The 26,070-nt window shown below is 49.6% G+C and carries 18 protein-coding genes; 4 read left to right on the plus strand and 14 right to left on the minus strand.

Annotated elements, in window-relative coordinates; genetic code table 11:
* Positions 1-282: 282 nt before the first annotated feature.
* On the minus strand, positions 283-2,160 hold the full coding sequence (locus AC6RNO_RS35180) for a rhamnogalacturonan lyase family protein (protein ID WP_497108273.1): 1,878 nt from the start codon (positions 2,158-2,160) through the stop codon (positions 283-285).
* Between the two features lie 327 nt (positions 2,161-2,487).
* The gene (locus AC6RNO_RS35185) at positions 2,488-3,759 is read right to left on the minus strand and encodes an extracellular solute-binding protein (RefSeq protein WP_497108274.1); all 1,272 of its coding nucleotides are present in this window, start codon (positions 3,757-3,759) and stop codon (positions 2,488-2,490) included.
* A 222-nt stretch (positions 3,760-3,981) separates the two neighbouring features.
* Between AC6RNO_RS35185 and AC6RNO_RS35190 the strand changes: the two genes are divergently transcribed.
* Together AC6RNO_RS35190 and AC6RNO_RS35195 are read left to right on the plus strand one after the other, a co-directional pair.
* A complete protein-coding gene (locus AC6RNO_RS35190) occupies positions 3,982-4,611 on the plus strand; it encodes a DUF1796 family putative cysteine peptidase (protein WP_497108275.1) in 630 nt (209 codons plus the stop codon).
* Between the two features lie 49 nt (positions 4,612-4,660).
* On the plus strand, positions 4,661-5,176 hold the full coding sequence (locus AC6RNO_RS35195) for a helix-turn-helix domain-containing protein (protein WP_497108276.1): 516 nt from the start codon (positions 4,661-4,663) through the stop codon (positions 5,174-5,176).
* A gap of 129 nt (positions 5,177-5,305) precedes the next feature.
* On the opposite strand, the gene AC6RNO_RS35200 is transcribed toward AC6RNO_RS35195, so the two are convergent.
* Positions 5,306-7,441, minus strand: coding sequence for a hypothetical protein (locus tag AC6RNO_RS35200; protein WP_497108277.1), 2,136 nt, complete (start codon positions 7,439-7,441; stop codon positions 5,306-5,308).
* A 356-nt stretch (positions 7,442-7,797) separates the two neighbouring features.
* On the opposite strand from AC6RNO_RS35200, the gene AC6RNO_RS35205 reads away from it, so the two are divergent.
* Together AC6RNO_RS35205 and AC6RNO_RS35210 are read left to right on the plus strand one after the other, a co-directional pair.
* On the plus strand, positions 7,798-9,168 hold the full coding sequence (locus AC6RNO_RS35205) for an AAA family ATPase (RefSeq protein WP_497108278.1): 1,371 nt from the start codon (positions 7,798-7,800) through the stop codon (positions 9,166-9,168).
* Positions 9,165-9,878 (plus strand): RloB domain-containing protein, encoded by a 714-nt coding sequence (locus tag AC6RNO_RS35210; protein ID WP_497108279.1) that lies wholly within the window; start codon positions 9,165-9,167, stop codon positions 9,876-9,878. The genes AC6RNO_RS35205 and AC6RNO_RS35210 overlap by 4 nt, the downstream gene beginning before the upstream one ends.
* A 330-nt stretch (positions 9,879-10,208) precedes the next feature.
* Here the strand turns inward: AC6RNO_RS35210 and AC6RNO_RS35215 are convergent, their stop codons facing one another.
* The 11 genes from AC6RNO_RS35215 to AC6RNO_RS35265 all read right to left on the minus strand — a co-directional run bounded on the left by AC6RNO_RS35215 (position 10,209) and on the right by AC6RNO_RS35265 (position 25,643).
* Positions 10,209-11,045 (minus strand): carbohydrate ABC transporter permease, encoded by an 837-nt coding sequence (locus AC6RNO_RS35215; protein ID WP_474682944.1) that lies wholly within the window; start codon positions 11,043-11,045, stop codon positions 10,209-10,211.
* 26 nt (positions 11,046-11,071) lie between these two features.
* The gene (locus AC6RNO_RS35220) at positions 11,072-11,932 is read right to left on the minus strand and encodes a carbohydrate ABC transporter permease (protein ID WP_474683033.1); all 861 of its coding nucleotides are present in this window, start codon (positions 11,930-11,932) and stop codon (positions 11,072-11,074) included.
* Positions 11,933-12,042: 110 nt separating this feature from the next.
* Entirely contained in the window at positions 12,043-13,344 is a 1,302-nt protein-coding gene (locus tag AC6RNO_RS35225) for an extracellular solute-binding protein (RefSeq protein ID WP_497108280.1), read from the minus strand.
* Between the two features lie 124 nt (positions 13,345-13,468).
* Complete coding sequence (locus AC6RNO_RS35230; RefSeq protein ID WP_497108281.1) at positions 13,469-14,956, minus strand: DUF5605 domain-containing protein; 1,488 nt, start codon at positions 14,954-14,956, stop codon at positions 13,469-13,471.
* A gap of 1,537 nt (positions 14,957-16,493) precedes the next feature.
* On the minus strand, positions 16,494-17,672 hold the full coding sequence (locus tag AC6RNO_RS35235; protein WP_474682941.1) for a response regulator: 1,179 nt from the start codon (positions 17,670-17,672) through the stop codon (positions 16,494-16,496).
* Entirely contained in the window at positions 17,644-19,452 is a 1,809-nt protein-coding gene (locus tag AC6RNO_RS35240; RefSeq protein ID WP_497108282.1) for a histidine kinase, read from the minus strand. Before AC6RNO_RS35240 ends, AC6RNO_RS35235 begins: the two co-directional genes overlap by 29 nt.
* 162 nt (positions 19,453-19,614) lie before the next feature.
* Positions 19,615-20,442, minus strand: a complete 828-nt coding sequence (locus AC6RNO_RS35245) for a carbohydrate ABC transporter permease (RefSeq protein WP_474682939.1) — start codon at positions 20,440-20,442, stop codon at positions 19,615-19,617.
* Positions 20,439-21,308 carry an ABC transporter permease subunit gene (locus AC6RNO_RS35250; RefSeq protein WP_497108286.1) on the minus strand — a complete coding sequence of 290 codons (870 nt, stop codon included), beginning with the start codon at positions 21,306-21,308 and terminating at the stop codon, positions 20,439-20,441. Before AC6RNO_RS35250 ends, AC6RNO_RS35245 begins: the two co-directional genes overlap by 4 nt.
* A 90-nt stretch (positions 21,309-21,398) precedes the next feature.
* On the minus strand, positions 21,399-22,700 hold the full coding sequence (locus AC6RNO_RS35255) for an extracellular solute-binding protein (protein ID WP_497108283.1): 1,302 nt from the start codon (positions 22,698-22,700) through the stop codon (positions 21,399-21,401).
* A gap of 113 nt (positions 22,701-22,813) precedes the next feature.
* Entirely contained in the window at positions 22,814-23,863 is a 1,050-nt protein-coding gene (locus AC6RNO_RS35260; RefSeq protein ID WP_497108284.1) for a response regulator, read from the minus strand.
* Positions 23,856-25,643, minus strand: coding sequence for a histidine kinase (locus AC6RNO_RS35265; RefSeq protein WP_497108285.1), 1,788 nt, complete (start codon positions 25,641-25,643; stop codon positions 23,856-23,858). Before AC6RNO_RS35265 ends, AC6RNO_RS35260 begins: the two co-directional genes overlap by 8 nt.
* Positions 25,644-26,070: the final 427 nt, after the last annotated feature.

The raw sequence follows: 26,070 nt of genomic DNA on the forward strand, positions 1-26,070 counted from the left end.
GCAGCAGCGGAAAGAAACCAATCTTGCGATTGCGTTTAAAATCCTGCGTATTCTTCTTCGCGCTTTCTTTGAATTCGTCGCTTTTCATCTTGTTAAGCACACGAGATAAGGTCGCTTTTCCTTTTTTTTCACGCGCTATCATCCGTTTCTATCATTTACCTCTACTATACCAAAATCTACTAACCTGACAACATTGACTCCCACGGGGGCCCGACCAAAAAAAGGGCTGACTCACCGGCAACTTATGCTGCTTGTGGATCAGCCCTGCGTAGCGCCGGTTGTTTACGGCGTCGTGTAGATGTTCGGCTTCGGCGGGGTGCTCATGCCGGTGCCCAGATAGAAGCTTGTATGAGGCGGCTGGTTGTACGCGACATTTTGCCAGGCGATGCCGAGCCGGTAGACGGGATCGTGCATCAAGGTATGAATTTTTGTCGTCGTGACGTCGGTGGTCGTATAGATCCGCAGGGCGGAGCTGTCGGATTTTCTCCAGATTACTTCTTCCCGCCAGTCCCCTAGAAGATCGGCCTGCAGAGACGGGGTCGCTTTGGTCGAGTTGTTCGAGTTCGTGCCGGAAGCCGTTAACAAGTTGACCAGCCGGTTGTTGGCGTAGTCCCATTTGTCAATTTTGCCGACGTTGGAACTGTGATCCAGAAGCTCGCGGGATAAATCCCCGTCCCACCAAATCGCAAAATTGGTAGAGCCGGGATTGCTGCTGCTGATCTGCGTGCCCGTAACGCTGTACAGCCCGATGCCGGATGCCCAGAGCTCTTCGCCCTTGTACCTGGGGTCAATATCCGCGGCCAGCCCTCTTCCCGTATCTGTGCCTGTGCGCAGGCCCCACAAAATCTGGCCGGTGCGGGCATCGTGGATCTCCGCACCATACTGGGCGCTGGTATTCTCGTGTACCTGAAATACCTCCAGACCGGCCCGATCGGGGTTCAGATCCCCGAGATGCATCGCGTCTCCGTGCCCGAGAGCGGTATTGTACAAAGTCGCTCCGTTATCGTCGATGCCGAGCGAGCCGTAGGCGATTTCATCTTTGCCGTCGCCATCCACATCGGCTACGCTGAGGTTATGGTTGCCTTGCCCGGCGGTGCCCGCATTCGTGGAACTGTTGCTGTCGAACGTCCATCTTCTCGTCAGGCTGCCGTTGCGCCAATCATAAGCGACGACTACCGTGCGGGTGTAGTAGCCGCGTGCCATTACAATGCTTGGGCGCACGCCGTCCAAATAAGCGACACAAGCGAGAAACCGGTCGACGCGGTTGCCGTAGCTGTCCCCCCAGTTGGAGACCGTTCCTCTCGGCGGCACGTAATCGATCGTGGAGAGCGCCTTCCCGTTTTGCCCGGAAAACACCGTCAGAAATTCGGGTCCCGACAAAATATAGCCGCTGGAGTTGCGGTAATCCGCAGTGGCGCTTCCGATGGTGACGCCCGTTCCGTCAACGGTGCCGTCAGCCGTTTTGCATACCACCTCTGCTTTGCCGTCGCCGTCGAAATCATAGACGAGGAACTGCGTGTAGTGGGCGCCGGCGCGGATGTTTTTGCCGAGGTCGATTCTCCACAGGCGCGTGCCGTTCAACTTGTAGGCGTCCAGATACACGTTGCCGGTATAGCCGCTCTGCGAGTTGTCTTTGGAATTGGAAGGGTCCCACTTCAGGATGATTTCGTACTCGCCGTCACCGTCCAGATCTCCTACGCTGGCATCGCCCGCGCTATAGGTATAGCTTTCGCCGGATGGCGTCGTGCCGCCTGCCGGCTTTTGAATAGGCACGTCCAGGTACTGATTTCCCCACACGCTTGCCGCCGGGGATACGGCCTGCTCCGTGCCGTTCACTACCGCCCGCACCGTATAGCTGGCGGAGGCCGTGCCCGCGGCGTCCTGATAATTGGTGCTGTTCGTGATCGGACTGGCATTCACTTTCGTCCCGTTGCGGTACAAATTAAACGAAACCGAGCTGTCCTCCGTGCCAAGGAGCCTCCAGCTTACAAAGACGCCGTTTGACACCTTGACCGCCACAACGCCGCGATTCAGTTTTTCCGCCTGACGCGGGGAAGCCGCCGAAGCCGACGGCTGCGGAATAATACCGGATGCGGCTATGGTAACAGCCGCGATGAGTACGGCGCACAGCCGCACCGGGAAACGCAATTTATTTGTCATTCAATCATCCCTCCATTATCACTGTTTTTGCAGCGGCAAGCCCTGATTCGCTCGCCGCTGTGGAACCTGTACAACCTTTTGTCAAAACATCCCTCCTTTTGCCCCATCCCAATTTCGTAAGCGCTTACTTTTCAATCTGTGAAACTGTCTCCCTCCTTTCAATCTAATGAGACCGGCATCAAGCGTGCATGCCAATCACCTACATAGTAACGGGTTTCCAATGGAAATATACACCAAAAAACCGATATCTTTGTTCAAATTTCAGACATATATTGGAATCTCCCGTTTTGCCCGGCGAACCCGAACACAGGGCGCGCCGCGCCCGCTTTACTTTCGTTTGCTTTTGTAATCGGCAACCGCCTTGTCCATCGCTTCCGCCGCTTGCTGCGGCGTCCATTCGCCCAGCGTGACTTTGTCCTGCGCTTCGAACAACGTTTGCGTGATTTGCTGCGGCAAAGCCTGGTCGGTGATCAAAAAGCTGCCGGCTTTCGCCATAGCGAGCAGCGGCTGGATGTGCGGCGTCGTATCCGTGAATGTCACATTCAGCGCGGCCGGAGTGCCGTAATTGTCGATGTATTTGTTCGCGACAAGCGGGCTCGTCAAGTATTCGCCCAGTTTCAAAGCGGCCTCCTGTTTGGCCTGGTCGATTTTGCCGTTGATCTGGAACATTTCCGCAAAAACCGATGTTCTTGCCGGCGTCCGGTCGCTCGGAAACTTAAAAACCCCGTAATCGGCCGGTTTGAACCCGTCGGATCTTATGTTTCTGTCCAGCCAGCTCCCCTCGACGGTCAGGGCGGTTTTGTCGTTTAAGAACAGGTCGTAGGCTTCCGATTCGTCAAGGGATACGTAGCCTTTGGGGAAGTAACCCTTGCTCGTGTACTCTTTGAGCCTCTCGAACGTCCGGACTACCGCCGGATTGTTCCAGGACGCCGAGAGGTCGTTCAGCTTGTCATGCAGCTCCGGACCGGCAAAATGCTCCAAAAGCTGATCCGTAAGACGCATCAGATGCCAGCCCCCTTTGGCGCCTAACCCCAGCGGCGTGACCCCACTCTCTTTCATCGTCTTTAACTGCGCTTCAAACTCATCGAACGTTGCAGGCGCCTTGAGATTCAGCTTCCCGTAAACGTTCTTCGAATACCACATGTCGACGGCGTTCAAATGGTAAGGGATACCGGCGACTTTCCCGTTATATGTGGACAAATCGATGGCCGCTTTGTCGTAAATTTCGGACCATTTATGGTCTTTGGACGCCTGCGTCAAATCCATCGTCATGCCGTTCTCCGCGTAAAAAGAGCCCAAAGAGCCTCCCCAGGTAAACCACATATCCGGAAGCGTCTTCGAATTGGCCGCTACTTTCAGTGCTTCTTTTATCGGATCGACGGCGTACTTGCTGAGCTGCACATCGATATGCGGATTTTCTTTTTTAAAATCGCTCACAGCCTCGTCCACCCAAATGTGCGAATCCAGCACCCATAGCGTAACGCTGACCGGAGAGGCGATATTGTTTCCGGCGCCGCTTGCCGTACCGCCTTTTGTGCAGCCCGTTGCGGCACCCGTCATCAATAAGCCGCCCAAAAGCAGCGCGATCGCTTTTTTCATACTTTTCCCCCTTTGATTATGTGCACGCCACTACGGAGCTCTGTCTTCATATTTATCCATTTTACCGTTTTTATTCATCGGTTTGAAAGTGGGGCGGGGATAGGAATCCAATCATAATAAGTCCGGCTTGAATCTAATGTTATGACTTGCGCCGGCGCGGGGCGGATTTGGAACGGCTGCGGGCGCGGCGGTTCGACTCGGTCATGTACCGGAGGTGAAAGAATGAAATGGAACAATTCCAGGGGCAGCTATAAAGCCTGCATCAGCTTGGGGACGACGTGTCAAACCGCTTATCAGTTAAAAAGATTGGGACTGCGCCGGTATGCGGGTCCTTTGGATTGGTTTGTCTCCGACTCTGCAGACGGATTGGTCCGGTTAATAGAAAATCGTTTTCAAGGATTTATGGAGTTGAATCATTTGCAGCCCATTGGCGCCACCGATGATTGTTTCGTTATTCGAGATAATCTGTATGGCGTGGAATCTTTCCATGACTTCCCCCGCAGTCTTCCCCCGGAGCAGTGGCAGGACGCTTATCCGGGGTTCAAAGCAACAATCAGCCGCCGTGTCGACCGGTTTTTGAAAACTGTGAAAAATACCCCTGTCCTTTTTATAAGAACCCAAACGAAAAAAAAAGAAGCGCGGCAGCTTCGCACAGCTTTGCAGCCGATCATTCACGACAAATCGCGATTTTTAATCGTGAATTTCCACCCGGACAATCGCGAAGATGTCGTTTACGAGGATTGGAAGCTGGATAAAGTATTCCCGGTTATCGTGCCGAGAGGGACGGATTGGAAGGGATCGGACCAGGCCTGGGACACGTGCATGAAGGGCTTAAAGCTGCGGTCCCGCTAGCCAAATGAAAGCCTCCAACCCACACAAAACAGGGACGGAGGCTTGATTTATGGATGATGTCTGTGATTATCCGCAAGAGGCACCAGCGACCTGTAATGAATACATGGGCATAAACCGACAGGATCTTCGAGAGTTGATCAACCTTATGGCGGAGATTGTAAACCATGCCCAACCGATTAAAGCGTATACTACAGGCGAGTTGGCCCGAATCTTTGGCGTTTCGGTGCAAGCCATTAATAAATGGATAGATGAAGGGCGTTTTCTTGGATATAAGCGGGAAGGGCAAAATCGCCATAATCGAATTCCTGAAACCATTTCTTATGCAATGAGAACCGGAGAAGTGATTACAGTCCGCGAAGTTGCTGCCATGTATGGTTCTCAGAATCAAGCTCATGGGGCAGTGGAATTAAATCCTGATGAACATCGGAATGCAGTTCTAGATGAAATTTCCCGATTTATGAGAAAATACGGCGGAACTTACGAAATGACGCTTGGCAATAAAGCAGAATTGACGATCCAAGAGGATCGCGATGCGTCGTCTGGCTTGCGCTGCTCGATGAGTTGAGGGAAATAGCAGTGGACAAGGAGCCCTAAAAGAAAGCATGCCCGCTGAGGCTTTGCAGGCATGCTTCTAGTAACGTACTAGAGAGTCAAGTATTGTTCTGAGTTAAGGGAGCTCTTCATGTTGTTCCGATTAGTTATCGCCCCCGTTCATCGTGTTTAATTTTTTAAGCCGTTCATGAATATCGTTTCTGACTTCTATAACATGCAGCCTTTTATCTTTCCAGATTTCCGGCATTTGTACTTTTTGTGCGTTCAGATAAGTATCCTGACGCGGTCCGATCCATTTTTTATTATGAGAAAATAGGTCGGGTTGACTTGACGGGCCGATAAAAACGTTAAATCCGTCTGTTTTCGCTTTTCCTGTCTTTTTATCAACTTGAGACAATTTATTTTTCTTGATATCATAAACAATTTGATCCAATGCGCTCAAAACGGCTTTCGCAAAATCCTTATTTCTCATTTGTTTCTCGGGTTCCACAGATTCAGGTGCTTCAAAGTCCTTAACCCGCTTTCTTAAGCCGCTGCTTTTCAGTGCGTCTTCAACCCGTTTCCAGTCCCCTTGCTGTAAGATACCCAGCCCAATGTTCATCACCGTATCTTTGATCCAGACCTGCTTGACATCTTTAACGCGGCTCGAAGCCATCTGTTCGTATTTCAACTTGCTTTCCATGTCATCCGAATGCTCTTGTTTGATAAGCCCCATCTTATCGGATCTGGGGTTTTTATATCGATGTTCTTGCGCTTCCCTCAGTTTTTTCATCGTCGGTACTGCCATCTGACCGCTTAAACTTCTTGCCAGCACATCCAAAAATACTTTCAGATTCGTTTTATCCTCCGCTATGACAGGATATTGCTCTAGAGCATCGCCAGCTTCATCAGAAAGGGCCTTTACTGGCCCTGCCCCCTCTTGAATGAGACCGGCTACAAGATCATCCCCGATATCGTTATTTAGATTTTCAATACTTTCTTTTAGAGTTGCAATCGCCTCGCGATATTGACCGATCGCGTTTTCCAAACCTAGAGGTGTAATATAGCTTTTCTGCAATTCATCCAACACGACATTGGTCATTTCCATAAAGGTTTGTTTGATATTCTCATTTGTGCCTATGTATCGATCCGCAGCACTCTTGGTAAGACTGAATCTGCTGGGTTTGCCGTATTTTGCCGCATGCAGCTCCTGATGAACTTTTTTATGTATGCTGTTGGCGACCAATAATTGCAGTTTTTGTATATTTGTTATAGCACTATCGATTTCATCCTTTGAACTTGCCAGTTCGATACTAAAGACCTCCTGATACAACATATCTCGCAATGAAGTTTGAATAGAGGAATAAAAGTCTGTGTAACCATCCATCCCGCTTCCTGCATGAAGCTCTTGGAGCATGTTAAAAGTGTTCGCATCCGAAGCAAAATTCACCTGGGTACTAATATGAGGTTTATCCGCACTGGACATTTTCGTACTTGGTTTTAATGGAATTTTTTCCAGTTCATCCTTTGACACCTTCGCTTCTTTCTTATGTACGGAATCTTTAGTATTCGGCGTCATGTTTCCTGAAGCCACTTCCACGTCTTTCAATTCGAAATTGATTCCGGGATCATTCTGGAATTCGGAAATTAACTGACTCACTGTCGGATTAGAAGAAGTATGACTGGTCAAAGTGTCCTTAATGATGGTGTCTACTTTGTCCACATCATCCACATCGGGGATCGGTTTATCCCCCACGGTTTCAATAAGAAAAGGGGGACTTACCAATTCAAGCGCATCGGATGCATCTGTCTCCAATACGAACGGTATACCTGTATAAGGCATGCGTTCTTGAGATTCACTAATCGTGACGTGGGAAGCTCCTTGCAGTCTCCCGTCCGTCATTTGGGCGAATTCGTGTTCAAAACCGACGGTTGTATATTTCTTCTCATAGATTTCAGGGTCTTGCTTCACATCCTGCTGGAGTTCCATTTGTTCTTCCAAAAAGTCCTTAAAATTATTTGCATTTATTTTCCGTTGTATGATAGGGTCGGACATTCCGGTTTGATTTGCGGATCTTTGCAGCGGCGTTTCTTTGACGTTGGTCTGCGGCCTTGTGAACTTGGATTGCAGCAGTTGCGCTACGGCCCGATTTCCGATCGTTTGCTGGAACCGCATGATTTGCAGCTGTGATAAGTCTTGGTAATTCGCCGGTAAAGGGGACTTTTCCATAGAACCATGCTCGCTCACCTTCGCTTTATCCGAAGTGACTTTAGGATGGTTTACATAGTTTGAATTCATCTGTCCTCCTTGAGAAATGCTGACGCGGACTCAGGTAACTCATTACTAAATTTTAACTCAACAGACAAATCAAAGCTACGTCTTATTTGAGGCTTTTTTCGTTGCGAATGCTTCCGCCGCGGAGAACCTTATCACAATTAGTGGTAAAGCGGAGAGTGGAAATATGCGCATAAGCGGAAATTATTAGAGTAATTTAACGTGCCGTTTGGTAATGTAGTCATAATGTGAAGAGTATCATAATAAGAGCCTATTTCGATTTGCTGTTAGAAGAACATGTTTATTTAGCCGTTTGTTATGGGTATAATGTTACTTAAAGGATATTTAAGAGAAAAAATCTCTTTAAGGGGTGATTTAAGGTGTTAATCAGGTTTAAGGTCGACAATTTTAAATCTTTTGATAAAAAACAAGAATTAAATATGATACCAGCAAAAAGATATAAGTCAAAAAAGCAACATGTAGTCCAACTAGGCAAGTTAACTTTATTGAGAGCAGCTACAATTTATGGAGCAAATGCATCGGGGAAAACAAACTTAATTGAAGCCATTCGATTTTCAAAATATATAGTCACGGAGAAATTCCCCAATTATACATCTAAAATGTTTTGTAGGGCATTTGAAGCAAATAAAGTTAAGGAATCAAAATTCGAATTCGAAATATATAAAAATGATAAATTTTATGCATATGGCTTTAGCCTGAATCTGCATGAACAACAAGTCAAATCAGAGTGGCTATATGAATTGAATCCACAAAACTCTGCTCAATTAATGCTCTTCGAAAGAGAAACAGGAATTAAAAGGATTGAAATTAATCCTGATATAAAGTTAAGTGATGTAGATGCTATGAGATTTCAGACATACAAAATAGATTTTGAAGAAAATAAAAATACGTTGTTTCTTCAAGAAATGAATAGAAATAAAAAAATAACTAAAGACTCGGCTTTATCCTTTTTTAGGGATGTTTATGATTGGTTTGAAAATGATCTAGTTACTATATCCCCGGATCAACCAATTACAAATTTCGAGTATTTTTATGGAGAAGGTGATAACCAAGCAATTAATGAGATTATACAATTCTTCGACACTGGTATTTCAAAGGTGAAGGTTGAAAAAATTTCGATAAATGAGTTTAAAAGCAAAGTAAATGATGTTATAGCTGAACAAATGATAAAAGTATTTAAGGAAAGATTGGCGGAAGATACTCAATCCAAGACTGTTGCCATTTCAATGCGATCTAAAGACACCTTTTTTAATATCAAAGGAAATTCGATTGAGGAACCCATAATTACCACAATCATGCTTGAACATGGTAACTCATTTGATAATTTTGAGTTCTCAGAAGAATCAGACGGAACAAGAAGGCTTTTTGATTTACTGGATATTCTAGTGAGCAATGAAAATAACAAAGTGTACATAATAGATGAGATGGAACGGAGCTTACATCCCAAATTAACTTACAAGTATATTGAGTTATTTCTTGATCTCTTAGAAGCGCGTAATACCCAGTTAATTTTTACAACCCATGAGTCTACCATCATGGATCAAGACCTTTTGAGAAGAGACGAAATTTGGTTTGTTGAAAGAGATAACAATAATATATCTCATTTGTTTTCTTTAGATAGGTTTAAAGAGAGGTATGATAAACAGCTAAGTAAAGCATATCTCGAAGGAAGATATGGAGCTGTTCCAGTATTTAAACAATTTAAGTTCAAAGAAGGTGACCCCAAATGAGCCCCTTGCGGGAAGCTAGTTCTTGGACTGAAAGGTATCAAGAAGACATTGAAATTGAACCGCTCAAACGATATTACTTAATTTTTGAAGGTATTCACACCGAGATTAAATACTTTGAAGGTCTTGTTGGAGAAAGAAAGTATCTTGGCATAAATAACATGATTGAAATAATTATTCTACATAAAGAGGGGGATATTGAAAGTCATAGTCATCCCAAAAAGCTTTTGGAGTTAATTAATGAAAAGAAGCGACAACTTGTTGAAAATGGAAAGTATGACGTTGAAATCGATGATTTTGTAATAGTATTCGATAGAGACAGTTACAGAGACAGTGCTGAGTATTTAGATTTTATTGCTCGCGCAGGAACAGACAATATACTTGCTGTTACTAGCCCTTGTTTTGAATTATGGCTCATACTGCATAAAGAAAATTCAGTAGAGGAATTCATCCTTAAAAAGGAAAAACAGATTTTTGAAAATCAAAAAGAAAGTAGTCATCATACTTTCACAAGTAAACTTTTTTCGGATATATTTACAATGAACCCTAAACGTAATCTAAACTTTGAATTATTCAAATCAAATCTTAATCTTGCAATAATGCAGGAGAAGAAAATCACCCAAAATATTCAGAAGTTTACTGAAAACATAGGTTCAAATATTGGACTGCTTATAGAAATATTAAGAAGTGACCCCAGACAACGATTTATGTAAAACCGTATAAGCAAAATAAATTAAGTTGGTGACACTGAACCGTTTCACAAGTAATGGCAAGTTTTGGGGGAAGAAACGACAGAGCCTGTGATGCGAACGACTGTAAAAAGCAATGGGAAACACCCTTACTTGTGTGGTGATGGTTCTTAAAGATGATCAATGGCTGCTCTACGAAAGTTCATTGGGCCAAAGAACCGGGGATTGACTGGAACTGGATTTTAATCAATATGCAGCGGAGACTGCCCAGTGGGGAGAAGGCACCTTGGGAGAAATTCGTGGCGGTGCCCTCATCATTTTCTCCTTGCAATCAAGCAGGAGGTGTGGCCGGCCTTAGCCCTTTACCGAGCCGGCCAGGCCGTTGACAAAATATTTTTGGAACGTCAAGTAGACGAGCAGCACCGGGATCATCGATATCAGCACGGCCGCGCTCAATAGCGTGTAGTCCGTCGAACGTTCTCCCTTGAAGGCCATCAGCCCCGTAGTGATCAATCTCATCGAATCTTTGGTAATAAAAATTTGCGCGAGCAGAAATTCGTTCCAGGTGGCCAAAAAGTCAAAAATAACGAGCGTCGCGATGGCCGGCATCGACAGCGGAATAATGACTCTGAGAAATTTGCCCAAATCTCCGCAGCCGTCGATCAGCGCGGCCTCGTCCAGCTCTTTCGGAATCGTCCGGAAAAATCCGCGCAAAATCAAAATGCCGAACGGGATGCCGAATCCGACGTAGATCAGAATAAGCCCCGGATACGTGCTGACCAGGTGCGTCTTATTCAGAAAAATGTTCAGCGGCACGAGCGTCGCCTGAATCGGAATCATCATGCCCACCAAAAATAAGGTGAACATCGGGCCGCTCCACTTGAAATCGAGCCGGGTCAGCGCGAAAGCCGCCAAAGCTTCAATCAAAATCCCGAGGGGCACTTTGATCAGGCAAATGATCAATGTGTTTTTCATGTACATGCTCATTTTGCCTTGATCCCACGCTTTCAGAAAGTTGTCCCAATGATACTTTTCCGGCAGCGTGTAGAACGGATGGCTCAGCAAATCGGCGTTCGATTTCAGCGAAGTGAATGCTACAAATACGACGGGGATTAAAAAAAGAGCAGACAGCAATATTAAAAATGCGTACTTCAACACGCCGGAAATTGGGTGCGCCCGCAGTTCGTTCATTGTTTCAGTCACCATCTTTCCGAAAATTACAAGTGCGATTTTTTAGTCGTGTAATAAACGTAAGGAACAAGAACAATCATTACGATAATGACGAGATACCAAGAAATGGCTGATCCTATCCCGATATTGGCAAATTTAAAGGTTTGGTAATACATCCACGATGACAGCACCTGCGTGCTTTCCGCCGGTCCGCCGCCGGTCATGCCGTAGATGATATCGTATACTTTCATGGATGCGATCATAGTCGTTGCGATGACGATGACGAACGTCTCCTGCAAAAGCGGGATCGTAATGTACCAGAACGATTGGTACGGCTTGGCCCCGTCGATGATCGCAGCTTCGTAAGGGTCCGGCGAAATTGTCGACAGACCTGCCAGGAACAACACCATCGGCTGTCCTACCCCTTGCCACAGGGCCGCGACGAATACGGCGTTGAGCGCAATCTTCGGCTCGGCCAGCCAGGCATGAGTCCAGCTCTCCAGTCCTACAGCTTCCAAAACTTTGTTAATAAAACCTTGCGTCGGGTTGTACATCCAGGCCCACACCGCGGCGACTACGATGCCCGACAGCACGTACGGAAAATAAAATATTCCCCTGAACAAGGTGCGTCCTTTTATTTTTTTGTTCAGCAGCAGAGCCAGGCCAAGGCCAAGCCCCATCGTCAAAACGAGCGATCCGAGCATCCAGAGCAAGTTGTTTTTTAGCGCCCTGGGGAAGACGGAGTCTTTTACAATCAGGTCCACGTAATTGTGCAAGCCTACGAATTCTTTATCCGGAGTTACTCCGTTCCAGCTAAAAAAGCTGAGATACAGCGTATACAGCGACGGCACGAAAATGACCGTCAAATAAATCAGCAGTGCAGGCAGCAGAAACAGCCAAGGCTTCATCACCCCGATCCTCACTCTAAATCCTCCTTATGGGATGCGGGTGAAGCGACTCGCCGCCTCACCCGCTCCTTTTGTTATCTGGTTGCTTGATCGATCAGATACCGCTTGGCTTATTTCTTTTTGCTTTTATAATCGTTAACCGCTTTGTCCATCTCCTGTGCGGCCTGCTGCGGCGACCACTCGCCCAGTGCGACTTTGTCCTGCGCTTCAAAAAATTTCTGGATGACCTGCTGCGGCAGCGCCTGGTCCATAATGAGGAAGCCCCCGTCGTTCGCGCTGTCCAGCAATTGCTTCAGATGCGGCGTTTTATCCGACAATTTAACGTTCAGCGTTGCCGGCGATCCATAGCCTTCAATATACTTGTTGACTACCTTGACGCTGGTCAAATATTCGCCGAATTTAATGGCGGCATCCTGCTTCTCTTTCGTCGAGCTGCCGTTGACTTGGAGCATTTCGGCAAATACCGAGGCCCGGGACGGCTTCTGGTCGTTCGGAAACTTGAATACGTCAAAGTTGTTGGCGTCAAAGCCGTTCGTGTTAATGGTGCCGTCAAACCAGGTGCCTTCATCGATTAAGCCGGCCTTTTGCTGATAGAAGATCGATTCCGCTTCTTGCGGGTCCAGAGAAATATAGCCTTTAGGGAGATAGCCTTTATCCGTATATTCCTTTAATTTTTCAAATGTTTTCACGACCGCCGGATCGTTCCAGGATGCGGTAAGGTTGCTTAATTTGTCATGAAGCTCCGCGCCGCCGAAATGCTCGATCAGCTGCTCGCTCAGGCGCATCGTGTGCCAGCCGCCCTTGCTGCCGAAGGACATTGGAGTAACGCCGTTGTCCTTGAGTGTCTGCAATTGCGATTCAAACTCGGCGAATGTGGTCGGCGGTTTAAGCTTGGCCTTGTCGTATACGCTCTTCGGATACCACATGCCCAGAACGTTCAGATGTATCGGGATACCGGACACTTTTCCATTGTAAGTGGACATGTCAATCGCAGCCTTGTTGTAAGTTTCGGACCACTTATGATCCTTGGCGACCTGCGTCAGGTCCATCGTCAAACCGTTTTCCGGATAGAACGAACCCAGCGATCCGCCCCAGGTAAACCATACATCCGGAAGTGTTTTGGAGTTGGCGGCCAGTTTTAAATTCTCTTTAATGGGGTCTACGCCATATTTGCTCACCTGCACATCGATGTTCGGATTTTCTTGTTTGAAGTCAGCAACGGCCTTGTCGATCCATTCCCAGCCTGTATCCAACGTCCACAGCGAAATGCTGACTTTACCGCCCGCAGCCTGCTTCCCGGCGCTCTTGCTATCCGGGCTTGCCGCCTGGTTCGTGCCGCTGCCGGAACCGCATCCTGCCAAAATCCCGCCTAACAGCACTGTGCTCATCAATACGGAAGCTACTTTTTTCATACTGCTTTTCCCCCTGTTTAGTCGATTTGTTCATCATGTTGCCGCCGAGCCGCATGGGCCCTGTAAAGCTTTTGCCCCCATCACCCCTTTCAACAGGCCCGCACCCTTTGCGATGAAAGCAGGTTCACCTGTCTTCGGCTTTTTTGATCCTTAAAGCTTGATACGGCTTGCTTGGCAATTCCACCCGGCATGTCCCTTCAAAATCGCCGGAGAACGGCGTAACGGTCATTTCCCATGTATCGATCAACTCAACCGTAAACCGGACGCCTTGCGGCAGGTCCAGATTGCGGAACGCCGGACGGCTTGCCCCGAAATAGATGAGGTAAAAGTTCGCATCGATTCCGCCGGCGGCCGAGTCCCATTTGAAATTGATCGGCGTTGGCCCGAGACGCGGGCTTTCCTCCATGATTTTCCGCAGAAATCCGATTCTGTCGGGGCTTTCCCCGTGTAGTGTTCCCCCATGGGACCACCAAATAATATTTTGCGGATGCACAAAAGTTTCCCCGTGTGTCACATAGCCGCCCTGGGCCATGCCCTGCCAGAAGCATTCGAGCATTTTTTCCGCCGTAATGTTGCCCCAGCCGTGATTTAAGTTCCCCTCATACCGGCATTCGTCGATGACGACCGGCTTTTTGTATTGAGCGCGCCATTCCGGCACAAAATAAAGGTCGTGATGCTGGATGCTGACATGCGTTACCCATGGTTTGCCATGATCGTACCAATGCTGATCGTTCCTGTAATGAATCTCCGGATTGTGCCAGTTATGGATAGAGCGAAGATGCTGAAAAGGATCGTGCTGCTGAATGACATGGAAGAACCGGTCCCAATCCTGCATCGATTTGTCGAACATCAAGTCGTACTCGTTCGCCAGCGACCACCAAATATTGCGAATCGAAGACAGCCTTGCCATCGCATAGCGCAAGTACAGGTCGTCCGTTTCCGGACGCATCCGGGCAAAACCCCACCGGTCGTACGGATGGAACAAGATGAGATCGGCTTCAATGCCCAAATTTTGCAAATCCAAAATGCGCCGTTCCAGGTGCCTCCAGTAAGCCGGATCAAACCGGGTAAAATCCCAGCCCTGCTCCACCGATCCTTCAAACGGATATAGCTCCGGTTCGTTCAAGTTGTAATCGTAATGCTTCGGAAACACGCACATGCGAATTTTATTAAAAGGAGCCCGCGCGAGGCTGGCCAGCGTCTGTTCTTCCAACGCCTCCCCTTGATGGTTCCATGCGTAACTGGTCGTCCCAACCGGGTAAAACGGCGTACCGTCCGCATAAGCAAAATGATAAATCTGATCGACCCGCACAGGCCCGCGGTTACCCGGCCCCGGCTCCACACAAAGCAGCATTCCTTTGACGCCGTTCAATTCCGGCTCGCTGCTTATCGTCTCAAACAACCACTCGCCCGGCGTATCCGGCATAAAACGAACACAGTACTGCCCATCGCCGTCATAGAAACCATCCGCTTCTACGGTGCGGTGCTTATAGCTGAACCGTGCCGAAAATTGCACGTCCGTAAATGGATTGCCGGCGCGAGGACCCTGAAGGCGAAGCTCGAACATCCCCCAGCGTTCCGTTTCGAAAGCGTTTCCGATTTGTTTGTTCATGTCGGTTTATATCCTTTCCTGGTACAACTTTATACTTATTGTAAAAAAGTCGGCTCACACCCGGTAGTAACCTGAACTGCGTTTTTGTGTTCAAATATGACCGCTTATTTTCTGAAAATACGAAAATTCTTTTTGCAAATAGATGATTTTTGACATTTCCTATGTTTTTATGCTTGCCGTGCCGGGTCGCTCGCTAACGCAGTGCCGGCTGCGCGTGGAAAAGGTGCGCCGAAAGTGCATCTTTTTGCATCTCGATGCTTTTCGAAAACTCGCCCGCTGGAGCGAGTGTAGCGATTTGGCGGCGCGCGGGGAGCCTGCGCTTTTGCACAGGCTTTGAGGAAAATTCGCCTGCTGGGACGAGCGCAGCGGCTTGGTGGCGCGCGGAAAGCCTGCACTTTTGCAGGCTTTGCCGTAAATTCGCCCGCCGGAGCAAGCGCCGTGGCTTGGCGCCGCAAACTCGCCCGCTAGAGCGAACGTAGCGACTTGGCAGCGCGCGGAATGCCTGCAAAAGTACATCTTTTTGCTACTTCACGCTCCCGCCTCGGTATAATTCCTGCTAATGTGCAGGTTTTTCCACTCAAATTGGGGGTTCCGCCCCTTCACGAGCTAAATTCCTGCACTTTCGCAGGTTTTTCCCAAAACGGGACGGTTCCTTCGAAAATGCCTGCACTTTTGCAGGCTTTGCCGTAAACTCGCCCGCTGGAGCAAGCGCTGCGGCTTGGCGGCACGCGGAAAGCCTGCAAAAGTACATCTTTTTGCTACTTCACGCGCCCGCCTCGGCATAATTCCTGCAAATGTGCAGGTTTTTCCACCCAAATTGGGGGTTTAGCCCCGGCACGTGCGAAATTCCTGCACTTTCGCAGGTTTTTCCCAAAAACGGGACGGTTCCTTCGAAAATGCCTGCACTTTTGCAGGCTTTGCCGTAAACTCGTCCGCTGGAGCAAGCGCTGCGGCTTGGCGGCACGCGGAAAGCCTGCAAAAGTACATCTTTTTGCTACTTCACGCACCCGCCTCGGCATAATTCCTGCAAATGTGCAGGTTTTTCCACTCAAATTGGGGGTTCCGCCCCTTCACGAGCTAAATTCCTGCACTTTCGCAGGTTTTTCCCAAAACGGGACTGTTCCTTCGAAAATGCCTGCACTTTTGCAGGCTTTGCCGTAAACTCGCCCGCTGGAGCGAGCGCTGCGACTTGGCGGCACGCGGGGCTCTCCCGGCACGGCTCGCGCTGCTCAGGCCTGCCTCGCCCGCTGGGGCCTGCCCCGGGCTCTCCCGGCACGGCCGCGCAGCACAGGCCTGCCTCGACCCCGGGGCCTGCCCTGGGCTCTCCCGGCACGGCCGCGCTGCTCGGGCCTACCTCGCCCCCGAGGCCAGCCCGTGCTTCCCGCCACCGGCCCGCGCTGCCCAGGCCTGCCTCGCCCTCGGGGCCTGCCCCGCGCACTCCCGCCACGGCCGCGCCGCACGCCCCCGCGCGCGCCAACAACAAAAAATCCTTCATTCCCGCCGCTGTCTTGCAGCGCGGAGCATGAAGGATTTTCTTCTACTGGTTCCGGTATTCGAGCGGTGTTACTCCGATGCGCTCTTTGAACAGCTTACTGAAATAATGCGGGTTCGTGTATCCGAGATCGGCGGCGATTTCATACACTTTTTTGTTGGATTCGCGCAGCAGCTTTTGGGCGTATTCCAGCTTGTTGCGGATGACGTATTCGCTGAAATTTTCGCCGACTTCCTTCAGAAACACCCGGCTCAAATGTCCTGTGCTCACATGAATTTCCGCTGCGATTTTGGCCAGCGTAATGTCCTCCAGCAAATGCCTGTCGACCAGTTCCTTGGACTTCCGGACGATCAAATTATCGGTCTGTTCATTGACGGGAAGGCGGAGCAGCGACTCCATGTACGCTTTGGGCAATTCGTGCAAGTGGGCGTACGTGGAGCTCGCCGAGAAAATGACCGCAACGTTCAGCAGCTCCAGCACTTTCTGCCGCAAGCTTTCCAAATATTTGCCGCGCTCCAGCGGCTTCACGTCCCTGGACTTTTCCACCGCCGGCGCGATCCAAATGATTTCCCGGTACTGGCGGTGAAACACGACTCCGCCCCAGTCCTTGGACACAAATTCTTCGATCAAATATTGCACCGAAAGGAAGCGCAAGTGCTCGGAGTCGTCATCGTCCGAAATCGCGTCTTCTCGTCTGCGTATAACCGTCAGCCAGTACCCCTGCCGGTATTCTTCCGTCTGCAGCTCGGGAAGCGCCGGATTGTCGGGTAGCGTGTACTTGTCCAGCAAGGACAGCAAATAGTTGTTCCTCTCGTCCTCCGTCAGATGCTGCTTCGCCGTCTGGGTCTCCTCCAAAATAGCCACGGCCTTGCGGAGGATCGCTGTTATCTCCTCCTCATCCATCGTCGGCTTGTGCAAATAATCGACGGCCCCGATGCGCAGCGCTTCCTTGGCGTAGGAGAAATTATCGTAGCTGCTGACGAAAATGATTTGCACGCCCGGATGCCGCCGCTTGATCTGTTTGGCCAGCTCAAGGCCGTCCATACCCGGCATCCGGATATCCGTCATCACGATATGAATCGGCTCCGCATCCATAATGCGCAAAGCTTCTTCCCCGTTGGAAGCTTCCGCTTTCCAAAAGACCCCCAAGCTTTCCCAGTTGACCATATAACGCAGCCCGACCCGTACGATGGATTCATCTTCCACTACCAGCAGATTCCACATGATCGTCTCTCTCCATTTCCATCGTTTTATACGGCATTTTAAGAACGACCTGCGTGTACCCCTCGATCCGTTCTACAGTCAGCCCGTACTCGTCGCCGAAGCGCAGACGGATGCGATCGCGGACGTTGCGCAGGCCGATATGGGAGGAATCGGCGCCGCTTTCATCCGGCAAAAGCAGCGGGCCTTCCTCGAAACCGCTCCCGTCGTCTCTGATTTCAATCCGCAGCGTGCGGTTTTCGTCCGCCAGAGCAGCCGTAACGGCGATGTGCAGTTTACGCTCCAGCCCCTTCGCTCCGTGAAAAATCGCATTTTCCAGCAAAGGCTGAAGCAGCATAGGGGGCACGGCCGCATTCAAAATCCGCTCCGGAACGGACCATTCCAGCTCAAACACGTTCGTATACCGCAAATCCATCAAAAGGGCGTAATCCTTCAGCAGCCGGATCTCATCCTCCAGCGAGACGAGCTCGGTGTCCAGCTTCATATTGGCATGAAGCAGCTTGTTCAGCGACTGAATAAGCTTGGCAATCTGCGTCGATTGCTGAAGAATCGCCAGCATACGGATGGAATTCAGCGTATTGTACAAAAAATGCGGCTGAATTCGCGCCCGGAGCGCATACAGCTCCGCATGCCGCTTCTGCCGCTCTTTGTCTTCAATCGACTGGATCAGCTCGTCCAGCCGCTGCACCATGCGCGCATAGCTGTGCTGAAGCTGGCCGATCTCATCCTCGCGGGCCAGCGATGCGGGCACCGAGAACTTGCCCCGCTCCACCTCGCGCATGGAGCGAATCAGCTTCGATATCGGCTTCGACAGTCCGCGCGCCAGAAAGAACGAAACGGCAGCGGCCGCAAAGCCCATTGCAATGACAATGGCGATCGTGTAATTGCGGATCGTCCGGCTGCCCTGCAGCATTTCATCGCGGTTCACACCCATGTACACTTTCCAGCCCAAGTAATCGCTCTGCAAAAACACGCCGTTGAACGATCTTCCGTTCGAGTCCTCGGAAACGGAGGATTCCCACGTTCCCTTTTTTTGCTCCAGTCCGCTCGATTGGAGCTGTTCGGCCAGCTTTTCGTCCGAAGCGTAGATCAAATTCCGCTCCTTGTCCAGCACGGTGACCTGCATATTGCGGAGCTGCAGCGAGTTGACGATTTTCGGGATAAAATCGGGCGAGATGAAAATCGCAATAACGGCCAGCGGATGATGATCGTCATCCATGATCAGCCGCGAGCCGATAATCGCATTGAACGGCGTCCCCGTGAACTGCCGGATTTCCTCGACTCCGGTAATGACGAAGCCCCCCTCCTGGGCCATCACCTGCTTGTACCAATCCGACTTCTTCACATCGTCTTCCGGGTTGATGGCGGAGTTGCCGCTGACGAGATAGCCGTTTTGCGTGCCGTTAATGCCGTAAACCATCAGCCCCTTGATCGAGGAATTGATCGACGGGTAGGCGCTCATCAGCCGGACCATCGTTTTTTGCGCGTTGATTTCTCCGGTCCCCCAATGCTCAGGCGAAACAAAAGGCTTGTTCAAAAAATTGAAAATGTCCGGCAAAAAATAAGGAAGCATCGAAAACCGGTCGAAGTCGCTGATCTGGCGCTCAATCGAAGTGTTCAGCTGCGCGAGGATGACGCTCAAATCCTGTTCCGTCTGATTGTGAAGCATTTCGGATGATTTCTGGTACGCCGTCGTCCCGATCAGCAGTGACGGAATGCTGCTCAGCAAAATAAACAAGACAAACAGCTTCGTCTGGTAGCGGCTATTTTTCCATCTCGACATGTTCATCCCCCTAATTGAAGCGGATTCAAGAAAAAAAGCCCCTTTTTTGAATAATTCAATAAAAGGGACTTCCGATATAAAATAGCATCACAATTCGTTTATTGTCAACAGGCTTGTTCATTTTTATGCGCCTGCAATCGTCTTTTTCAAGCTGCATCCGCGTCAGCCTTTTACCGCGCCTTCCGCTATTCCCGATACGATGAATTTCTGGAAAATGGCATAAATGATAATGACCGGAATCGCGGTCAGCACTAAAGCGGCCAAAATAAGCGACCAATCTTTCGTATACTCGCCGAACAATTTATTCGTGGAAAGAATGAGCGTGTAATCGTTAACGTCGGACAGCATCAGCAAAGGCAGCAGGAAATCGTTCCAAATCCACAAAAAGTTAAGAATACCGATCGTGACGGTAATGGGCAGCAGCAGGGGCAAAATAATCGTGCCGAACGTTCTGAACTGTCCGCAGCCGTCCATGTAAGCCGATTCCTCCAGCTCCCGCGGGATCGATTTGACGAAGCCGTGATACAGGAAGATCGCCATATTGACCCCAAGCCCTACGTAAATGACCGCCAGCCCGTATACGCTTCCTTGCAGCGACAGCGCTTTTGCCGTCTTGACCAGCGGAATCATAATGGAGTGGAACGGCACCAGCATCGAGGAAATGAACAAAAAGAAGATGAAGCCGCTCACCTTGCCAGGCGTCCGCGAAAGCTTGTAGCCGGCCAGCGAGGAAAGCAGCAGTATGCCGCCGATCCCCAGAACCGACAGAAGGACCGTGTTCAGCAGGCTGCCGAGCATTTGCGTTTTTTCGTAGGCGCTGGAAAAGTTCTCAAAATGAAACATTTGCGGCAGAGCCAAAATGGAGCTGAACATTTCCCCTTCCGTCTTCAGGGAATTGATGAGCGTCATATAGAGCGGGAAGAAAGAAACGACAGCAAACAGCGACAGTAACACAACGATGAAGTAAGAACCCGCCCGCATCATTCTCATGCTTCCACCTCTCTCTTCTTCATGACGAACACCTGAGCGAACGTAAATATTAAAATAATGACGAACAGGATCACGGATTTGGCGCTGGCGTAGCCGTACAGGAAATTGTTTGAAAAAGCTTCCTCATATATGTTCATCGTGATGACCTGCGTGCTTCTTCCCGGCCCGCCGCCGGTTAATCCGAAGACGATCTCGTACACCTTGAAAGCGCCGTTGAGCGTGAGGAAAAAGCAGATCGTCAGCGCATGCGTAATCATCGGAAGCGTAATATGAATGAAATTTTGAAAAGGATTCGCTCCGTCGATGATTGCCGCCTCCCGCAGCGACTGCGGCACCCCTTGAAGGGCGGCCAAATAAATGATCATCATATAGCCGACACCGTGCCACAAAGAGACGATAACGATCGAGAAGAAAGATACGTTCGGGTTGCCGATCCATTCCTGATTCAGAAACAGCAGGCCCGTTTTGGCCGCAAGCTGCGGCAGCACCTGGGTGAACATAAAGGTCCACATGGAAGCGCTAATAATCGTGCTCACCATGTTCGGCATGAAAAATACGGTGCGAAAAAACCCTTTCGTTCTTTTCCGCGATTCGATCAGCACAGCCAGCGACAGTGCAATCACATTTTGCAATATAACAACGACAATAACGTATTTGAAAGTAAACCACAGCGCATGGATAAAATCAGGGTCTTCCTTAAAAGCTTCGACGAAATTGGCAAAGCCGACAAAGCTGTAATCTTTGTTCAATCCGTTCCAATCGGTAAAGCTGTAAAAAAAGCCTCCGACCGTCGGAATCAGCAGCAGGGCAACATACACAATAAACGCCGGGGCGACAAATGCGAACAAAGACACATATTTGTTCATGCTTTTCTGGAGCACGCTGATCACCTCACTTGTTCGAAAATAGCGAAAGACAGCAGAGCCTGCTGTCTTTCTGCATAATGGCAACCGGAATTATTTGTTATTGATTTTGTTGGCGCTTTTCCACGCTTTGTCCAGTCCGCTGATCACATCGTCCTGCGACGTCTGTTTGGCAAAATAGGCCTGAAGCAGCTTGCCTACTTCGTCTTTGACGGCCGGCGGCATCACAGGGTCGTTGTAGGATTTGCCCTCTTTGACGTAAGCGAGCGCGTCGGTCACCCACGGGTAGCTGTTGAACGTATGGTTTTTGGCGAGCGGATTGAATTTCAGGCTGCTGTACAGCTCGTTGGTCACTTTATCGTCAAGCACGAAGTTCACATAGTCCTTCGCCACCTCTTTGTTTTTGCTCGCCGAAGCGACCGCCAGAGATGTCGAAACGCTCATATTGATCATCGTCGCTTTCGGATTGTCGTTGATCGGAAGCGGCGCTACGCCGATCTGCATATCGGGATTCGATTTGAGAATGGAATCCGCGAACCAGGGGCCGTTCACCCACATGGCCGCTTTCCCTTGCGCGAACGCCGCAGCCCCGTCGGTGGCCGCCACTTCGAGCGCCCGCTCCGTGCCGTTGGCGTTGACCAGATCATAGTTGTCGAACAGTTGGCTTTTGATTTCGGCGAAAGACCCTTTGTCGCTGTTCATCCGCTGGACGAAATCCTTGTTGTCGGTGTTGGCCATAGCACCCACCGTCAGAGGAAGGAAGAGCTGGCCCCACTGCTGTTCTTTGTAAGAAAGCTCGAACGGTGTAATTTTATTTTTCTTCAGCGTCTCGATAACCGCTTTCATTTCACTCACGGTTGTCGGCGGTTTTAAGCCGAGATCCGAAAACATTTTCTTATTGTACAAGTATCCCCAATACAGTGTTTCAAGCGGGACCGCTACGACTTTGTTGTCGATGGTAACCGACGGCTTCACGCTGTCGAGAAGCTTGCCGGCAAAAGGCTGGCTCGACAGATCTTCCATATAGCCGGCTTTGTAGTACGTCGGAATGTCGTTAACCGCATGAAGCGAAAAGACGTCCGGCACGTCGTTGGAAGCCAGTCTCGTTTTCAGGATTTGGCTCGCTTGATCGCTCGGCGGCATCTCCATCTGAATTTTTACGTCGATATTTTTTTCGGCTTTCTCCTTGGCGGCGAATTCGGCGTTGAATTTATCGTACTGCTCCTTGAACCGGGGCTGCGCCAGGAACACTTTTAGAGTAACGGTTTTGGCCGGCGCACTCCCGGCAGCTTTCGTATCGGATGGTGCTGCGCCGCTATCTCCCTTTGCCCCGCATCCGGCCAACAGCGAAACAACCAGCGCGGAACTGAACGCTACTTTCCAACTTTTTCTCATACTTGTGCGACCTCCCTATTTGTAGTTGCGCTTACATTTGTCATTGTAAACGAAAAATGAAAGCGTTTAATTGGATGAAATTAACCGCTTTCATTGTATAATTTTAACCTGCCCTAACCTTTGCGCATCTCCCCCGGGGCTATGCCGAAATGCTTTTTGAACACCCGGTAAAAATAGGCGACGTCTTCGTAACCGCACATTTCCGCAACGTTTTTAATCGGAATCTGGCTTTCAAGCAGCCACTCTTTCGCCCGCTCCATCCGTATCTGCTGCATATAATCAGTGACCGTCAGCCCGAACTCGCTCTTGAACGCTCTGCTGAGATATACGTTGCTGACAAAAAAAACTTGGGCGATCTTCTCTACCGTTATTGAGTCGGCGCAGTTGAGATCGATGTACGTTTTGATGTCGTCCAGATTCAGCTTGTTTTTGTATTTCCGCTGCCGCACCGCCGATTCAATGGCCGTAGTGTACATATCGATCAAACGCTCGATCATTTCGCCGCAGGAGGAGAAATGCACCGGTTCGTCCGGCAGCAAGGAAGCGGCGTCCAGCATATGTTTGACGATAAGCTCGCTCAGCAGCAGGGCGAATTCCTGGTAAATGCGTTCCAGTTCGAACGCTTCAAAGCTTTTATGCGTCTGCAGCCGGTCATGCAAATCGCGGAAAATACATTCAACCCGCTCCGCATTCAGCTCGGCCACCTGCAGCGACACATGGGGCATCACGTTTTTGACCGTTTGCAGCAGCTCCATATCCATCGCCTGAGATTGGCGCGGGGCGGCCGAAGCTTCGATTTCGGCTCTGCATTTGGCCAGCACGGCGTTCAGCTCGACGGGATCGATCGGCTTCAGCAAGTAATCTTTGGCCTGGCTAAGAATCGCTTGCTTAGTGTACATAAAATCGTCGTAACCGCTGACGACTATGATTTTGATGTCCGGATAGCGGCTGTGAACGAGCCGGATAAATTCGCTGCCGTCCATTCCCGGCATTCTCATATCCGTAATGACCAGATCGGGCGACAGACTCTCTATCGAACGGATAGCCTCCAGCCCGTCTTCGGCTTCGCCTACGACCTCCATGGCGTTAGCTTCCCACTCCCCGAACCTTTTTATCAGATCGCGGTTCCACTGTTCGTCATCGACAATAAGGGCTTTAATCATGGTCGTTTCCCCCTCTCATAGGCAGATGAAGCTTAATCGAAGTTCCTGTACCCGGCTGACTGTCAACGGTAATACCGTACGGTTCCCCGAAGTGCATGCGGATTCTTGCCACCACATTGACGATCCCGATGCTTTCGCCGGTATCCCACATAGGCTCCGATGTAAAAGCAAGCCGCTCCCGCAGCCGCTCCAAAATGTCCCCGCTCATTCCCAGCCCGTTATCCTCCACCGCAATCTGAATGCCGGCCGGACTTCGGCTCGCCTCGATTCGAATGTCCCAGGCTCCCGTCTTTTTGTCCAGCCCGTGAATAAACGCGTTCTCCACGATAGGCTGCAGCGTTAATTTGGGAATCGGACAGCTTGCCAAACCGGGCTCTACGAAAACATGCACGGAAATGCGGGATGCAAACCGCTGCTTCTGGATGAACAAATAGTTGTTCAAATGCGCCATTTCTTTTTCGATCGACGTCAGTTCGACAGGGTCGCGAATCACATAGCGGAACATATCGCTTAGCGAACGAATGACATTGTAAATTTCATCCGGACTTTTCGAGAAAGCCATACTGCCGATCAACTGCAGCGTGTTTTGCAAAAAATGAGGATTCACCTGCGATTGCAGCGCTTTCAATTGAGCGGTCCGTTTTTCCAAATTCATGCTGTACTCGGTTTTAATATACTCTTTCAGCCAGTAGGACATGTTATAAAAGCGCGACTCGAGCAGGCCGATTTCATCGATCCGCGAAATAACGGGCGCTTCGCTCTCCTTGAGCGGAATGAGCCCTTGCATCGATCTGGCCAAATGAACGATCGGCTTGGACGTTTTCCAGGCAACGACCGCCGCTATGAGGATAGAGACGATAATGGAAATTCCGCCGACAACGATACCGTATTGCAGCGTAATTACCGCGCTATGATTGATAAAGCCGATGGGAATGACTTTGAACAGCTTCAGCCCCCACGGGTTCAGCGTGTTATAAAAAACGTAGTAGTCTTTGGTACGAACATAACCGGGCCCTGCATCCGTCTTTTGCAGCAGTTCGGAGATGGAAGGCACCTGAGCCATTTTGCTGGCGGGATGATACAAAACGTCCCCCTGCTGATCCGTAATGAATACGGCATGATCGTGGTCCGGATTCATTAAATTGAGCGTATTTTCCATCATGTCCCACTTCACTTCCAGCGAAATTCCGGCCAGTCTGGCATGGTCCTCGAACCGGTTCACGCTGCGCGTCAGGAAAAAAGTATTTCCGTTATCGCCTTGCTCGATGGCGAAGTCATTATTTTGCCCAAAAATAGCGTCAAATTGGTGCGGAGTTTCGCCGGGCGTCTCGACAATTGCGCCGTTCATATTGTTGACGGTAAAATATTTGTTCGCATCCTTGGCATACAGCTGGATACCGTTTAACGTGCCTACGTTCGAATAAAAAATCGACAGAATCGTATTCGTCAGCCCTTTTTGCGCAAGGAAGGCGGAGGCCGGGTTCGGATCGTCTATTTTTCGCAAGTTATCGGTAAAAGTCTCATTGATGAGCATCGAATAAACCACATTGTTTAATTGATCCAGCCGGTCTCCCAAATATCCCCCCGTCCAGGTAATCCGCGTCAAATTGGATTCGATGACTTCGCTTTCCACGGATTTTCTCGTGTTTTCCGCCGCCAGCAGCGTGACGAAAGCAACGGGAATCGAAGTCAGCAAAATCATCGTGACAATCAGTTTATTCCGAATACTGCGTTGGAGCGGCTCCAGCAATTTGCGGCAAAAGCGGATCAGAACAATCATGCATCTCCCCCCTCTGTTTGGCTCTGAATGATCAAATGACCAGACTGCCCGTCAAGGCAATCTGGTCCTGAACATGATTGTTTTCGATTATACGGCTATTGAAAACCCCCTGCGCCAGAGTCGATAGCCACAATTTGCCTAACTACCTAGCTGGTGACGCGAAAAAAACCTGCAAAAATACATCAATTTGCGCCCTGGACACGCTTGTTGCGAAAAATTCCTGCAATTGTGCAGGCTTTTCAGCGGGGACATGGTCCCAGGTTCACTTTCAGCAAAAATTCCTGCACAATCGCAGGCTTTTCGCCAAAATGAACCATTTCGGCAGGAAAAACCCACTAGCTTTGCAAAGAAGCTAACATCGACTGGATTAAAATGGTTAAGTTTCTTTTTGAGTTATTAGATACTTATTTTCCCATTTGCTACTTCC

The sequence above is a fragment of the Paenibacillus sp. sgz302190 genome (assembly GCF_059820445.1).

What these genes read in the sequence shown, in the direction of transcription:
- AC6RNO_RS35255 (WP_497108283.1), bottom strand. Translation starts at nt 22,700, where the DNA reads ATGAGAAAAAGTTGGAAAGTAGCGTTCAGTTCCGCGCTGGTTGTTTCG.
- AC6RNO_RS35225 (WP_497108280.1), bottom strand. Translation starts at nt 13,344, where the DNA reads ATGAAAAAAGTAGCTTCCGTATTGATGAGCACAGTGCTGTTAGGCGGG.
- AC6RNO_RS35210 (WP_497108279.1), top strand. Translation starts at nt 9,165, where the DNA reads ATGAGCCCCTTGCGGGAAGCTAGTTCTTGGACTGAAAGGTATCAAGAA.
- AC6RNO_RS35220 (WP_474683033.1), bottom strand. Translation starts at nt 11,932, where the DNA reads ATGAAGCCTTGGCTGTTTCTGCTGCCTGCACTGCTGATTTATTTGACG.
- AC6RNO_RS35185 (WP_497108274.1), bottom strand. Translation starts at nt 3,759, where the DNA reads ATGAAAAAAGCGATCGCGCTGCTTTTGGGCGGCTTATTGATGACGGGT.
- AC6RNO_RS35200 (WP_497108277.1), bottom strand. Translation starts at nt 7,441, where the DNA reads ATGAATTCAAACTATGTAAACCATCCTAAAGTCACTTCGGATAAAGCG.
- AC6RNO_RS35245 (WP_474682939.1), bottom strand. Translation starts at nt 20,442, where the DNA reads ATGAGAATGATGCGGGCGGGTTCTTACTTCATCGTTGTGTTACTGTCG.
- AC6RNO_RS35180 (WP_497108273.1), bottom strand. Translation starts at nt 2,160, where the DNA reads ATGACAAATAAATTGCGTTTCCCGGTGCGGCTGTGCGCCGTACTCATC.
- AC6RNO_RS35240 (WP_497108282.1), bottom strand. Translation starts at nt 19,452, where the DNA reads ATGTCGAGATGGAAAAATAGCCGCTACCAGACGAAGCTGTTTGTCTTG.
- AC6RNO_RS35235 (WP_474682941.1), bottom strand. Translation starts at nt 17,672, where the DNA reads ATGTGGAATCTGCTGGTAGTGGAAGATGAATCCATCGTACGGGTCGGG.
- AC6RNO_RS35230 (WP_497108281.1), bottom strand. Translation starts at nt 14,956, where the DNA reads ATGAACAAACAAATCGGAAACGCTTTCGAAACGGAACGCTGGGGGATG.
- AC6RNO_RS35265 (WP_497108285.1), bottom strand. Translation starts at nt 25,643, where the DNA reads ATGATTGTTCTGATCCGCTTTTGCCGCAAATTGCTGGAGCCGCTCCAA.
- AC6RNO_RS35250 (WP_497108286.1), bottom strand. Translation starts at nt 21,308, where the DNA reads ATGAACAAATATGTGTCTTTGTTCGCATTTGTCGCCCCGGCGTTTATT.
- AC6RNO_RS35215 (WP_474682944.1), bottom strand. Translation starts at nt 11,045, where the DNA reads ATGAACGAACTGCGGGCGCACCCAATTTCCGGCGTGTTGAAGTACGCA.
- AC6RNO_RS35195 (WP_497108276.1), top strand. Translation starts at nt 4,661, where the DNA reads ATGGATGATGTCTGTGATTATCCGCAAGAGGCACCAGCGACCTGTAAT.
- AC6RNO_RS35190 (WP_497108275.1), top strand. Translation starts at nt 3,982, where the DNA reads ATGAAATGGAACAATTCCAGGGGCAGCTATAAAGCCTGCATCAGCTTG.
- AC6RNO_RS35260 (WP_497108284.1), bottom strand. Translation starts at nt 23,863, where the DNA reads ATGATTAAAGCCCTTATTGTCGATGACGAACAGTGGAACCGCGATCTG.